The following is a 12,739-nucleotide window of genomic DNA, read 5'->3' as shown; positions in this document are numbered from 1 at the left end:
CGGTTGCGCTCAACCTGTCAGCGGCCGGCGCCCGGCCTGGACAGGCGCGGCGCGGCCGTGACGTGGGGGGGCAAGTGGACAGGCGGTCAAACCGCCTGTTCATGCTGATGAGGGACCGGGTCTTCCTGGGCTCTGCATGCTTCGTCCAGCACCCCTGCCAGGTGCTGTGCCAGCAGCTGGAAGCTGTGGTGGCGCTCGACGTACTCGCGCCCGGCGCGTCCCATGCGCTGGCGCGCCTCGAGCGGCGTCGAGGCGATACGGATGATGGCGTCGGCCAGGGCCTCGGGCTGCTCCGCAGCTACCGTCAACCCGGCCGCCGCGTCGGCCACCGGATTGTTGGCGGCACTGGAGGCCATGACGATGGGCCGGCCTGCAGCCAGGTAGTCGAACAGCTTGTTCATGCTGATGCCGTACCGGTACAGCTGTGGCAGGTCACGCACGGCGATCACGAAGGCATCGGCCTCCATTGCCACCGTCGGAATGTGGGTTTTCGGTACGGGCGGCTCAAAGATGACATTGCTCAGGCCGAGTTGCTGTGCCTGCGCCATCAGCGCAGGCTTGAGGCCGCCATCGCCGACCATGCGTAGGATTATGTGCTGCCCCTCGGGCCGATCCTGTACCAGCTTCATTGCGTGCAGCACGTTCTCCAGGCCGTTGGCCTGCCCGTGCGCACCGAAATACATCAGCGTGAAGGGCTCGGTCGGGGCCACGGCGCGTGCGGGCGTGGGCGGCGGGAATAGCGACAGGTCCACCCCGTTGGGAATCCAGGCAATGTGCGCCTTCGGGATGCCCAGCGGTGCGATGTACTCCCACGCATGCGGCAGCAGCACGACGATGCGGGTGGCGCGCCGGTATAGCCAAAGCTCGAGCTTGCGCAGCGCCCAGGTCAGGAAATCGCCTTCGCGCAGGCGACCCATGTCCACCAGCGTCTGAGGCCACAGGTCACGCACCTCGAACACGAACGGAACCTTGAAGCGGTGTGCCAGCAGCGCGCCCGCCGCCGCGGCAAACGGGTGCACGCTGGAGCCGACCACCACGTCGGGACGCGGCAAGTCGCGCGTGGTCTGCCGCCGCAAGGCGCGCCAACTGTAAGTCAGCATGTTGAGGATACGGCCGACGCCATTGCCTTCGTATTGGGGCGTACGTACCCACAGGAACGCGACATCGCGAATGCGCTCGAGTTGCGACAACTTGCCTGTCACCTGTTGTCGTTCCCTTGTGCCGACCGAGTTGGCCGCGATAACGGTTGCCTGCCAGCCGGACGCGCTCAGGTGCTCGGCCAGGTGGTAGTGTCTCGTGCCGCCGGGGCCGCTACCGGGTTCCTGGGCATAGTGGTTGAGAATCCAGACGTGCTTCATGGAGGGACAGGTTTGTTGGATGCTGGCGCGCGTGTCATGGTTGGACGTCGCCCGGATGCCCGGCCCGGGCTGCCCGGTGGGTCACCGGAGCAGACGCGGGCCCGACAAAAGCGGGTCTTGCCGCGATCGCATGTGGGCGCGCAGAGCCATGGTCGGGGCCGGAGGATGGAACACCTTGCCGCAGCAACGGCTTTTCATCCGCACGCGAACATCTAACCAGAGTCAGAAGCCTCGTGGAAGCGGTTAGTGTGGCCCAGGCCACACTGCCGGCATGCACCCGCGCCCGGCCGGGAAAAGTGCGCGCGCCTTGCGTTCGGTGTCACACCCAGCTTGATTGCGGGCACGTTGGCAAGTCCCGATAATCCGCCTTATCAGCGTCATCGGTTGAGGTAAGACCATTCGGTTTCACCGTCCATGCCAGGCTCGGGCCGTGGACAGCCGTCGTCCATCAGGGCGCCCGCCTTCTCACTCTGGAACTCCCCAATGAGGCAAATGACCGAGGAAATCCTCTCCTGGCTGCAGCAAATTCTTGCGGAGCGCTTTGGCCATGGCTTTCGGTTGCAGGGTACCGACGCGGGCACCGTCCGCCTGAGCCTTGCCGGTTCCAGCGAGGGATCGATCGAGATTGCGGCGGACCCCGTCACCTTCCAGCGCGCGGACTCGGCGCTCGCCTTCACCACCTGGGATGCGCGTGCGGAGGGCTGGCAGCCGGTCCTGCCTGGGCCGTTGCCGGCGCCAGGCCTGGCACGCGCGCCCTCGCCGCTGACCGAGACGACCCCCGGTGGCTATCGAATCCACTATGACATCCTGGGTCTTTGCTACTGGATGCTGTCGCGCCAGGAGGAGGTTGGACGCACCGACCTGGATAACTTCGGGCGCTTCCCGGCCAGCGGCTCGCATGCCCACAAGTTCGGCTATCTGGAGCGGCCGGTGGTGGACGAGTGGTTGCATATCCTCGGGCAGGTGATTGGACGCCAATGGCCAGCCCTGACGCTCAAGCAACTTCAGTCCAGCATGAAGGTGTCGCATGACGTCGATGTGCCCAGTCGTTATGGCTTTGGCTCCGCGTCGCGGATGCTCCGCCGCATGGCCGGCGATATCCTGATTCGCCGTGACATCCGCAGCGTGCTGCAGGCGCCGGTCATCAGGATGAAAACGCGCAACGCGCTGCATCCGAGCGATCGGGTCAACACCTTCGACTGGATCATGGATGTTTCGGAGCGCCACGGGCTGGTCAGCGCCTTCTACTTCATCTGCGGCCGCACCGAGGCCAGCAAGGATGCGGACTACGAGCCGGAGCATCCCGCGATACGCGGGTTGATGAAGCATATCCACGCCCGTGGTCACGAGATCGGCCTGCACCCGAGCTTCAATACCTATCAGGACCCTTGCGAGGTGCAGGCGGAGGCGAATCGGCTGCGGAAGATATGCGAGCAGGAGAAGATCGAGCAGGCGGTCTGGGGCGGGCGCATGCACTATCTGCGCTGGGAGCACCCGACCACGATGCTCGGTTGGGAGCAGGCTGGCATGACCTACGACAGTACGCTCAGCTATGCCGATCACGCCGGTTTCCGCTGCGGCACCTGCTTCGAATATCCGGCCTTCGATCCGGTCGCGGGCAAGGCCCTGAACTTGCGCATTCGCCCGCTCATCGCCATGGAAGGCACTGTCATGGGCTATATGGGACTTGGCGCGGGCGAGGCGGCCTGGAAGAAATTCCGCGAACTGAAGGAAACGTGCAATGCGGTGAACGGCTGCTTCACCATGCTGTGGCACAACTCGTCGCTCGGCAACGCCGGTGAGCGCGAGCTGTACCAGGCCGTGGTCGCCCACTGACAAGCCGTGGCGTCGGCGCGCCACGGGCGCGCCGCCATCCGGTCAGCGCTTGCCGCCGCGCCGCACCAGTGTGGGCCAGAACATCATCTCGTCAGTCATGCGGGAGCTGGCGCTGCGCGACCTCGCAAAGTTGGGGTAGTAGGCCGCGACGAAGGCCTGGTCTTCCAGGCGCAACGACTGGGTGATATCGAACAAGCGCACGCCCTGCTCGTGCATGGACGGCCATACCGCATAGCCTCCGGTGGGAAAGGAGTCCGAGATGCCATACGGTGGATAGCCTTCCGCGCAACTGCCGGTACCGTTGTCGTAATTCACCCGATACCAGCCGTTGGTGCCGCTGTAGTAGTTTGTGAATAGCGGGCGAACCCGATCCCGATTCCAGACGTGAAGACTGAACTGGCGCACGAAGGCAGCCATGGTGTCTTGCGAGGGCAACATCGCGGGGTCCAGGCCGTAGACCTGGACCATCGCCGCGCGATTGCGTTCGATGGCATCAAAGAAATGCACCAGCCGTCGTGCGTGGCTGATGTCCCAGCTGATGTTGGCCACCGGCGCGAAGCGATCGGCAGGGATCACGGTCTGCGCCGTGACCTGCTGCGTGACCGGATCGCGCTTGCACACCACGGGCTTGTCGCGTCCGGTGTAGGCAGCATACCGGTTGGTGTCATAGAGCCGCCAGAAGCCCGCATCCAGATCGGCCACCTTGATGGTCTTGCCGCTCTTGTCATTTGGGGCGGGAATCTCCTGCACGGTCGTGCGCGCCGCAACCAGTTGCAGCAATAATTCCAGGTGCGTTTTCATGGCGGCAAGTCTCGCGGCGTTCAGCTCCGCCGACTGGGCAAGCGGCGGGCGTGCGACCAGCATGCCGGCCAGATCCGCGTAGATGGAAATTTGCCAAAGCTCCTTGTCGGTCAGGAACAATGCGGACGAGGTATTTTTCACATCCTCCGGCCGGGCGGCGATCTGCTTGCGCAACGTATCCTGCGCCGCAGGTGTGTTCCAGCGCTCCAGGTGCTCGCGCGCGATGGTTGCCGTCTGTTCGACGAAGTCGTTGCGAGCCCCCTTCCGATTTTCGCGGCTGATGCCGTTGGCAAGGCTGCTCGCGAAGGCCATGAACTGGGTGCTGTTGAGCATCAGCTCCTTATCGCGCAGCCGGGGCGTGTGGGTGCATTCCGGACCACCACGGCAGATCCAGGCCCGCCCTGGCTGATCACCGGGCGCGGGTTCGAGCTTGGCATAGGTACTCGCAACCAGGTGGGCCAACTCTGCCTGCCGATCGGTGCGCTGGCAACGTTGCGCCATGGCCAGCAAGTTGTGGAAATAGATCTCGAAGTGATAGAGCGCATAGGTGTCGCCCTGCTTCAGCAAGCGGTCCGCGATCAGCTGCTGTTCCACGAAAACGCGCGCGCCGCCTTCTCCATTTCGCCTGGGATCCCCATCCCAGCGGCGCCAGACCAGGTCTTCGACAGGGCCGCCGCAGTCCAGTGCGGCTGGCATCAACCCGCCTGACTGCACTTGCGCCTGCGCCGACGGCACGGTACAGGCCAGCAGTACAGCCAGGCTACCGGCGCGCAGCAGCGCGCGCGCAAGACGGGGCGCAAGAGGGCGACGGGCGCTTCCGTTGTGCTGGGTCATTGCCGCATCTCCTTGTCAATGCTTGGGCGCTCTGCCTTCCCGGCGGCATGGCTATCGGGAACGTATGTGCTGATACAGCGAGATCGCCTTGGATGGTGTCTTCGTGATGAGGAAATACGGCTTCTGCTCGGCACCGAACGCCCGGAAGAAGCGCTCGACCGGTTCCAGCATCGATCCTTCGAAGTCAAAGGTGCGTGCCACGCCCGAGGCGAAGCGGATCGCTTCCCACATGCACAGGCTGGCCGCGCCGCTGGTCCGAAGCGCGGGGTCCGAGCCGCCCATCAGGTAGTAGGCAACCTGCCCATCCCAGACCAGATAGACACCGGAATGGCGACGGCCTTCCTTGTCCACGGCAATGAAGATCTTGCGCGCGCCGCGTGCCACGCATGCGGCGTCAAGGCGGCGGACGTAATCCTCCGTATAGGGCAGCGCCATGCCCTGCCGCTCGAAGACCTGCTTGTTCAGCGTGATGAACTCTTCGATATCCAGGTCGTCTCGAACCTCGAGGCCATGGCGCGTGGACGCCTTGCGGATCTCGGCGCGGATGTTGGGCTGCATGCCGTTCCAGATCGCATCCGAATCCGACAGGTCATCGAGCACATAGGTGTACTTGGTGGTCTGACGGAACCCCTTCCAGCAAAAGGGCAGCCAGTTGGTATGGTTGTAGTCCCAGGCCTGCACGAAATGGTCGAACCTCGGCAGTTGCTCGATCAGGTCCGTCATCAGTTCCTTCTGCTGGCCCAGCACTCTCGCCGGCTTTGCATCCTCGCATGCCAGCCATGGACCCAATCCGTGTCCGGAGCGAGGCTGGGTAAGGATGACAAAGCCATACCTCTTCTTCTTGACATAGGGCATCGCGGCAATCACCTTGCCGCCGCGCTCCACCAGGGCGACGCTCCAGCGGTCGGCCCCAACCGTCGCGTCCAGCCACCAGGCCCGGCTGGACAGCGGGATGGAACGTTCGCTCTCGCAGAGCTCCCTGTATTTCCTTTGCTTGATGTCCATATGCTCAATCATCAATGAATGACGGTTGTCGCAAGCTGGCCGCGGGCCGTCAGGACCGTGCAGCTTCCTGACCTGCGTACGGCACGAGCACAGGCCGGGTGGCCGCTCGCCTGCGCTTGCGCAGTGCGCAGGCGATTGCGCCCCATGCCAAGGCGAAAATCGGGTCGTTGACGGATTTGGCGGTGGCCGCCAAGGTCACGGTATAGATGCTGAAGGCCAGCGCGAGCGCCACTTCCGGTTCCGCCGCGTAGCCCTTGCGGGCTAGCCGAACCGATTGCACCAAGGCATAGCCAAGCAGGAATACGAAGCCCAGAAAGCCGGCCAGCCCGAAGCTGACCCATGCGGAGAGGGCGTTGTGCGCGTAGTCCCCCATCTCGCCGAGCTCAAGCTGGGACGCGTAACTGCCGAGCACCGGATGCTCCACGATGGCCCTGACGGCGAACTGCTGCAATTCCTGTCGGGCCTGATAGGAACTCGATTCCCGGATTTCCAGAAGCTGCAGGATGCGCGAACCGCCTTCGAAGATATGGAAGCTGACAGCCAGATAGACGAGTCCGGCAACGCCCAACGGCACCCAGATCAGCGTGGTCGGCGATACGCCGTCCCGAAGCGCGAAGAGCGCCGCGGCCACGACGAGAAATGCCACGAACTCGCTTCGTGCCCCGAGCAGGAATAGCAGCGGTACGGTGATCAGGATCACCAGTACGGCACGCAGGCCGCGGTGGAATGCCATCGCGGCAAGCGCGACGACCACGGCAGAACGGGCCAGGCCCTGATAGCCGGAGACCCGCACGGCATCACCGGCAATCTGCGCGGTATCGTAGAACTGCCCGTTCGAGGACCACGCGGCGATGGCAAGGAACAGAAGCAGTGAAATGGAGAGCGCCCAGCGTATCCACTTTCTGTTCAGATCCAGATTCCTGACCGCCATGTAGACCGCCATCCACATGAAAACCGTGCTCACGTTATACGAATAGAAGTCGGCGGACTTCTGCTCACCGGAACCGAGCACGTAGTGCAGCGTGATCCAGACCATGATGAAGATCACGTAGAGCACGAACGCCCGATCGATAAACAGGATTGGCTCGCGCCCGCGTGCCAGCGTACCGAAGCCGAAGACCACCATCGGGACGCCAAGGTAGACCGACATCGGACCGAAGAAGCCCCCCAGCACGGGCGATATCACGCCGGCGGCGACCGCGCTGTGGTAGTAGAAATAGCCCGGAAAGAGTGTGAGGAAGACGACGCTGCCAAACAGCGAGAGTTTGCCGTGCTTCATGATTGCCCTGCCGCATCCCTGTTAGTCGTCATTGCAGGCGAAATGCCGGAAAAGCGCCTGCTTGCAGGCCAACAGCCAGTGAAAGGCCGCCCCCAGGGCAAGCGGTCTTCGAGCATGCAAGGCCCGGCCCCGGATACCCGCTCGCGCCCCATCCATCTAACCAAATCCGCCGCGACTTGGGTAGGCGGATGCGTGGGCCAGCCCACATCCGGCAAGGCGACAATCGGGGCCCGAATCCATCGCCCGGACGGCGCCATGAAGCGGTGCGCCGGTCATGCACTCACGCCAGGATCCGTTCGTAGAAGTGCAGCAGCTTGTCCTGCTCGTTCGCCCAGTTGTATTTCCTGATGACGGTGCGGCGCCCGTTTTCTCCCATGCGGCGGGCGGCGTCAGGATGCGTCACCAGGTAGTCGACGGCATCGGCGATGGCCTTCGGATCCAGCGGATCCACACACAGGCCGCTGTCGCTTTCCTCGACGATCTCGCGCCAAAGCGGAAAGTTGGAGGCAATGGGCGGGATGCCCGCCGCCATGTACTCGAACATCTTCACCGGTAGTGCATCGAGGAAGTTGATGAGTGGGTGCAGCGTCACCAGGCCGGCTACCGACCGCTCCAGCACGCCCCGCACCCCGGCCCGGTCCAGGAACCCGAACTCGTTGACGCGGGACCAGCCGCTGGCCGCCTTCACCTCCGACTCCAGCGCCTCGTCGCCAAACCGGCCAGCCAGATTCAGCCGCGCCGGGGATTGCACCTGCTCGAGCGCCATGACCGTCTCGCGGATGCCACGCGTGGAACTGATGCCGCCGACATAGCAAACTTCGGCGCGCTTGGTTTCCCAGTGCACCGGGCCGCCGAGTTCGCCGAGAATCGGGTAATTGTTGATGTCGACGGTGTGAGAATTGATCGGCAGGAACTTGTCCCGGATAAAGGGCGTGGCCGCCACGATGCCGTCGAACTGGCGACAGGCGCGCCGCTCGTACATGGCAAAGGCACCCGCCAGCGCGCGCAACCGCCTTGGTCCAAGGTAGGGTTTGCTGAGCAACTGCCGGGGCACATCCTCATGCGAGTCATAGATGACGCGCTTGCCCATCTTCTTCAGCTTCAGGCCGACGGGAATCAACTCGGGGTCGTGCAAGTGGTAGACGTCCGCATTCAGCGAGAGCGCCCGGCGCAGCACGCGTGTCGTGGTCCGGAGAACGCGGTTCAAGCGTCCTGCGGAGCCGCCGACGTCGGTGATGAACACGCCGTCCTGGCTTTCATCGCCTTCGCCGTCGGCCACCACCAGCGAGACCCGATAGCCGTTGGCCGCCAGGCTACGGCAATGCTTGAGGAAGATGCGGTCATCGTAGCGCGGATGAACCGAGGTGAGGTGGGCTACGTTAGGTACTTGCACTTGAAACTCCCTCTACAACGCCACGACAGGCATCCGGGACAGGTACGCCTGGTCCGCTTGCGGATCGAGGCTACGATCGTTCACCACCAGCCGGCGCCGGACGCAACGTACGCTGCATCCAGAATGCCGACAGGGCCAGGAAATATGCGGCGGCCACCAGGGACCGCCAGTGGGATTCGCCACTGAACAGCAGGATGGAAGGCATTGCCCAGGCGCAGAAGATCAGCAGGCGCCTGGCATCGTGCGTCACCATTGCCCGGAGTCCAATGCCCACCCGCGACATGAACAGGGTCAGCATCCCGAGATAGGCAACGGCGCTCACCGCGGAAAACACGGCAACGCTGGAGTCCGCAGCGACACTGAATCCGTAACACGCCGCCAGCGTGGCAAGACGCACTGCAAAGGTGCTGAACTGCGCGAACAGTTCCATCCTCTGCTGTTCCATCACATCAGGGAGGCACGAGAGCGGCGAAAACTGGAACTGGAAGTAGATCCAGGGCGCCATCCAGCGTGCATAGTGGCCGGCCATGCGCCACCGTTCGCCAAACACGACGGCGAACAGGTCCGGCCCGGCGCATATCAGCAGCACCAGTGCCGGGATGCCAGCATTGGCCAGCTTCCGGCGCAGCGACTCGGCCAGCTCGGGTAGATGGCCGGCACGCAGGGCAGCGGGGGCCTGGGCGAAAAAGACACTGCCGATTGCCGCACCGATCAGGGAGATTGGTGCCGATATCATCCGCAACGCAAAGGCAAAGTAGCCGACCACGGCCGCGCCGAACAACGCCGAGAAGATCAGCGGCACCAGGTGCACGCCCGCCACATTGAACATGGCCGTCCAGGTGGAGTACAGCGGAAAGTCCTTGTAGCGGCGCGCCAGGGCAACGATGCGGATCCGCTTCACGTTGCGGGTCCCTCTGCGGCGGATTTCCCGGATCGCGTAGACCAGTCCGCCAGCGCCTTGGCCAATCACCGTGCCGCCCATCAAGGCCAGTACGCCGAATCCATAACCGCCCAGTTGCACCAGGTTTGCGATCACGGACCGCACCAGCCGGGTTTGCGCCAGCGGGCCAAATTTCTGCTTCCGGACCATCCACCGTTCCATCACGGTATAGAGGCCCGTCGCGGCCACGCCAAAAGGCAGCAGCCAGAGCACGCCGGCGTCGATCGACCAGTTCAGGGCCAGGATCAGCGAATCGCCAAAGAGCAGCACGCCGAGCGCGCAAAGCGCGCTGGTTGCTGTCACACACAACAAGCACAAGGCCACCAGGTTCTCGGCAGCGCGATCACTGGCGGGCAGGTTGATCGAGAGGTCGTAGCGCAGGCAGGCCACAACACCGACGAACGCGAGCAGGCCCGCGAAGACCGCCACGGCACCAAAATCCTGCGGCGAATAGAGGCGCGTCAGAATGGGCGATACCGCCAGCGTCAGAACCTGCGCGGCGGCCTGCCCGCTGACCAGCACGCCAATGCTTCGGCCCACACGGGGTTTCTCCACCGTGCCCGGGTCCGCGGCAAGCGCTTGCTTGTTCAAGGCATCACTCGCTCTGGCTGGCACTTGGCGTGCTGCAGAATGACCGAACAGATCGCCTGCTGGCTGGCCAGGTCGAGGTACGGATGCATCGGCAGGCTCAACACCTCTCGCGCCAGCGCATCGCCGACCGGCAGGGACTGGCTGGTGGCGACCGCCGGCTGCCGGTTCAGCGGCGACGGATAGTGCACGACAGTGGGAATGCCCGCGGCCTTCAGCACGTCCTGCAAGGCCTCGCGATCCTGCACGCGGATCGTGTACTGGGCCCATACGCTGCGATTGTGGGGCTCGACATGCGGCGCGGCATCGAACCCCCCTTGACGCAGCAGATCGCAGTAGCGCGCCGCAACCTGCTGGCGAAGTTCAACTTCCTCGTCGAAGATCGTCAGCTTTGCCAGCAGGATTGCGGCCTGCAATGTATCCAGGCGGCTGTTCACGCCGATGCGGATGTGGTGGTAGCGCCGGTCCTGGCCATGACGGGCGATCTGGCGCATCACTTTGGCCAATTCCTCGTCGTCGGTGAAGAGCGCGCCGCCGTCTCCATAGCAGCCCAGCGGCTTGCTGGGAAAGAAGCTGGTACAGGCGATCGTCGACAGTTTGCCGCTGCTGCGGCCCTTGTAGGTGGCACCATAGCTCTGCGCGGCGTCCTCGATCACCGGCAACGCGTGGCGTGCGGCGATGTCATTGATGGCGTCGAAATCGGCGCACTGTCCATACAGGTTGACCGGGATGATGGCTGCGGTGCAATCGGTGATCGCCGCTTCGAGCACTGCCGGGTCCAGGTTGCAGGTGCGCGGATCCACGTCCACATAGACGGGCTTGGCGCCCAGCAGCGCGACGGTCTCGGCGGTGGCGATATAGGTGAATCCGGGCATGATGACCTCGTCGCCGGGCCCGATGCCCAGGGCCATCAGGGCGATCTGCAGCGCGTCCGTGCCATTGGCACAACTGATGCAGTACCGGGCGCCGGTCGCTTCCGCAAGCCGCCGCTCCAGCTCATCCACTTCCGGCCCGAGAATGTACTGGCCGTGCGCCAGTACGCGCTGGATGGCGGCGTCGATCTCGTGCTTGAGGCGGGCTTGCTGTACTTTGAGGTCGATGAATTCGATCATGGCGGATGTCCTGTGCGGGGGCATGCGGAGGGGATTTGGGCACCGGCTCAGGCTGCGGCCTTGTGCAGTGTTGTGCCATCCAGGACGTAGCGCTGCCCGCTATTTGGGCAGACGGCCTCGCCCTCGCCGCGCACGGGCAGGTCAAGCTGTTCGCCGAATTCGCTCATCCACCCGATCTGCCGGGCAGGAACGCCGACCATCAGCGCATAGGCAGGCACGTTCTTGTTGACCACGGCGCCTGCGCCGACGAATGCATATTCGCCGATCACGACACCGCAGACGATGGTGCAATTCGCGCCGAGGGTGGCCCCCCGCTTCACCAGCGTGTCACGGTACTCGCCCTTGCGCTCGATCAGCGAGCGCGGGTTGTAGACATTGGTGAACACCATGCTGGGGCCGCAGAAGACGCCGTCCTCCAGCGTGACGTTGTCGTAGACCGAGACGTTGTTCTGGATCTTGACGTGGTCACCGATGACGACACGGTTGCCTACGAACACGTTCTGGCCGAGCGAGCAATGGCGGCCGATGCGCGCGCCGCCGCAGACATGCACAAAGTGCCAGACGCGCGAGCCTTCGCCGATCTGGGCGCCTTCGTCGACGATGGCCGACGTATGTACTTGGTTCGTCATCACAGCCTCAGGCAAGAAGTTGCTGAAGGAAAGGATGGCCCTCGTCGTCGGTGGGCGCCGTCGCGCGTGCGGAGCGGATCGTGCTGACGGTTTCCACGCAGTGGCGCGCGTCGTCCAGGCCATAACCGCGACCCGCGAGTATCTCGCGGTAGCTGGTGGTGTGCAGGTCGGTGAAGCCCTCCGAAAACTCGATCTCGGCACCGTCCACGGTGATGGACCGATAGGTCGGCTTCTTGCACTTCACCGCCGTGGGCAGGTCATTGGCATCGATCGAGAGGAACCAGCGCACGCGTGCATTCTCGTATTCGAGATAGCCCGCAGCCTTGTTGTCGGTGGCATGGTGCACCACGTTGCGTTGCAGGCTGCCGAAGATGAAGTGCAGCATGTCGTAGAAGTGCACGCCGATGTTCGTGGCCACGCCGAAGGACTTGCGCGTGTCGCCTTTCCAGCTTTCCTGATACCACTTTCCGCGCGAGGTGATATAGGTCAGGTCGACCTCGTGCTTGTGCCCGTTGCGCTCGCTCTCGACCTTGTCCTTGAGCGCGAGGATCGCCTGGTGATGGCGCAGTTGCAGGATGTTGAACACGCGCTTGCCAGTCTCGCGTTCGACCAGCGCCAGTTCATCGAGCAATGCCGGTGTCGGAACCAGCGGCTTTTCGCAGATCACGTCGCATCCAAGGCGCAGGCCGGCGGAGATATGCGATTGGTGCAGGTAGTTCGGCGAGCAGACGGAGACGTAGTCCAGCGCCGTGCCCGGCTGGCGCCGCAGACGCCAGGCATGATCGTAGAACCGCTCGAATTCGGTGAAGAATTCGCTTTGTGGCGAAATGCTGTCGAGAATGCCGACGGAATCGTTGATGTCGTACGCCGACACCAGCTCATTGCCCGAGTCCTTGATTGCCGTCATGTGGCGCGGGGCAATGTAGCCGGCCGCGCCGATCAGTGCGAATCGTTTCACGCTAGC

Annotated in this window: 10 protein-coding genes; 1 reads left to right on the top strand and 9 read right to left on the bottom strand. The window is 63.8% G+C overall.

The window, feature by feature from the left end; genetic code table 11:
• Positions 1–86 precede the first annotated feature (86 nt).
• Positions 87–1,358, bottom strand: coding sequence for a glycosyltransferase family 4 protein (locus tag MFF62_RS09180; protein WP_238262373.1), 1,272 nt, complete (start codon positions 1,356–1,358; stop codon positions 87–89).
• Between the two features lie 492 nt (positions 1,359–1,850).
• Between MFF62_RS09180 and MFF62_RS09175 the strand changes: the two genes are divergently transcribed.
• Positions 1,851–3,194, top strand: a complete 1,344-nt coding sequence (locus MFF62_RS09175; RefSeq protein WP_238262371.1) for a polysaccharide deacetylase family protein — start codon at positions 1,851–1,853, stop codon at positions 3,192–3,194.
• Between the two features lie 42 nt (positions 3,195–3,236).
• Here the strand turns inward: MFF62_RS09175 and MFF62_RS09170 are convergent, their stop codons facing one another.
• The 8 genes from MFF62_RS09170 to MFF62_RS09135 all read right to left on the bottom strand — a co-directional run bounded on the left by MFF62_RS09170 (position 3,237) and on the right by MFF62_RS09135 (position 12,733).
• A complete protein-coding gene (locus MFF62_RS09170; RefSeq protein ID WP_238262369.1) occupies positions 3,237–4,829 on the bottom strand; it encodes a hypothetical protein in 1,593 nt (530 codons plus the stop codon).
• 51 nt (positions 4,830–4,880) lie between these two features.
• On the bottom strand, positions 4,881–5,834 hold the full coding sequence (locus MFF62_RS09165; RefSeq protein ID WP_238262366.1) for a GNAT family N-acetyltransferase: 954 nt from the start codon (positions 5,832–5,834) through the stop codon (positions 4,881–4,883).
• 49 nt (positions 5,835–5,883) lie between these two features.
• Positions 5,884–7,113, bottom strand: coding sequence for an O-antigen ligase family protein (locus MFF62_RS09160; protein WP_238262365.1), 1,230 nt, complete (start codon positions 7,111–7,113; stop codon positions 5,884–5,886).
• 280 nt (positions 7,114–7,393) lie between these two features.
• Positions 7,394–8,506 (bottom strand): glycosyltransferase family 4 protein, encoded by a 1,113-nt coding sequence (locus MFF62_RS09155; protein WP_238262364.1) that lies wholly within the window; start codon positions 8,504–8,506, stop codon positions 7,394–7,396.
• A 70-nt stretch (positions 8,507–8,576) separates the two neighbouring features.
• A complete protein-coding gene (locus MFF62_RS09150; RefSeq protein ID WP_238262360.1) occupies positions 8,577–10,037 on the bottom strand; it encodes a lipopolysaccharide biosynthesis protein in 1,461 nt (486 codons plus the stop codon).
• On the bottom strand, positions 10,034–11,146 hold the full coding sequence (locus MFF62_RS09145; RefSeq protein ID WP_238262358.1) for a DegT/DnrJ/EryC1/StrS family aminotransferase: 1,113 nt from the start codon (positions 11,144–11,146) through the stop codon (positions 10,034–10,036). Before MFF62_RS09145 ends, MFF62_RS09150 begins: the two co-directional genes overlap by 4 nt.
• 47 nt (positions 11,147–11,193) lie before the next feature.
• The gene (wbpD, locus tag MFF62_RS09140) at positions 11,194–11,775 is read right to left on the bottom strand and encodes an acyltransferase (protein WP_238262356.1); all 582 of its coding nucleotides are present in this window, start codon (positions 11,773–11,775) and stop codon (positions 11,194–11,196) included.
• Positions 11,776–11,782: 7 nt separating this feature from the next.
• Positions 11,783–12,733, bottom strand: coding sequence for a Gfo/Idh/MocA family protein (locus MFF62_RS09135; protein WP_238262354.1), 951 nt, complete (start codon positions 12,731–12,733; stop codon positions 11,783–11,785).
• Positions 12,734–12,739: the final 6 nt, after the last annotated feature.

This window comes from Cupriavidus pauculus, assembly GCF_022179805.1.
Lineage (GTDB): Bacteria > Pseudomonadota > Gammaproteobacteria > Burkholderiales > Burkholderiaceae > Cupriavidus > Cupriavidus pauculus_E.
The sequence above is the reverse complement of the archived record's forward strand: the minus strand, read 5'-3'. Positions and strand labels throughout refer to the sequence as shown.

Bases quoted from the DNA above. Each gene is read 5' to 3' on its own strand.
- wbpD (WP_238262356.1), bottom strand. From the start codon at position 11,775: ATGACGAACCAAGTACATACGTCGGCCATCGTCGACGAAGGCGCCCAG.
- MFF62_RS09165 (WP_238262366.1), bottom strand. From the start codon at position 5,834: ATGGACATCAAGCAAAGGAAATACAGGGAGCTCTGCGAGAGCGAACGT.
- MFF62_RS09145 (WP_238262358.1), bottom strand. From the start codon at position 11,146: ATGATCGAATTCATCGACCTCAAAGTACAGCAAGCCCGCCTCAAGCAC.
- MFF62_RS09180 (WP_238262373.1), bottom strand. From the start codon at position 1,358: ATGAAGCACGTCTGGATTCTCAACCACTATGCCCAGGAACCCGGTAGC.
- MFF62_RS09175 (WP_238262371.1), top strand. From the start codon at position 1,851: ATGACCGAGGAAATCCTCTCCTGGCTGCAGCAAATTCTTGCGGAGCGC.
- MFF62_RS09160 (WP_238262365.1), bottom strand. From the start codon at position 7,113: ATGAAGCACGGCAAACTCTCGCTGTTTGGCAGCGTCGTCTTCCTCACA.
- MFF62_RS09170 (WP_238262369.1), bottom strand. From the start codon at position 4,829: ATGACCCAGCACAACGGAAGCGCCCGTCGCCCTCTTGCGCCCCGTCTT.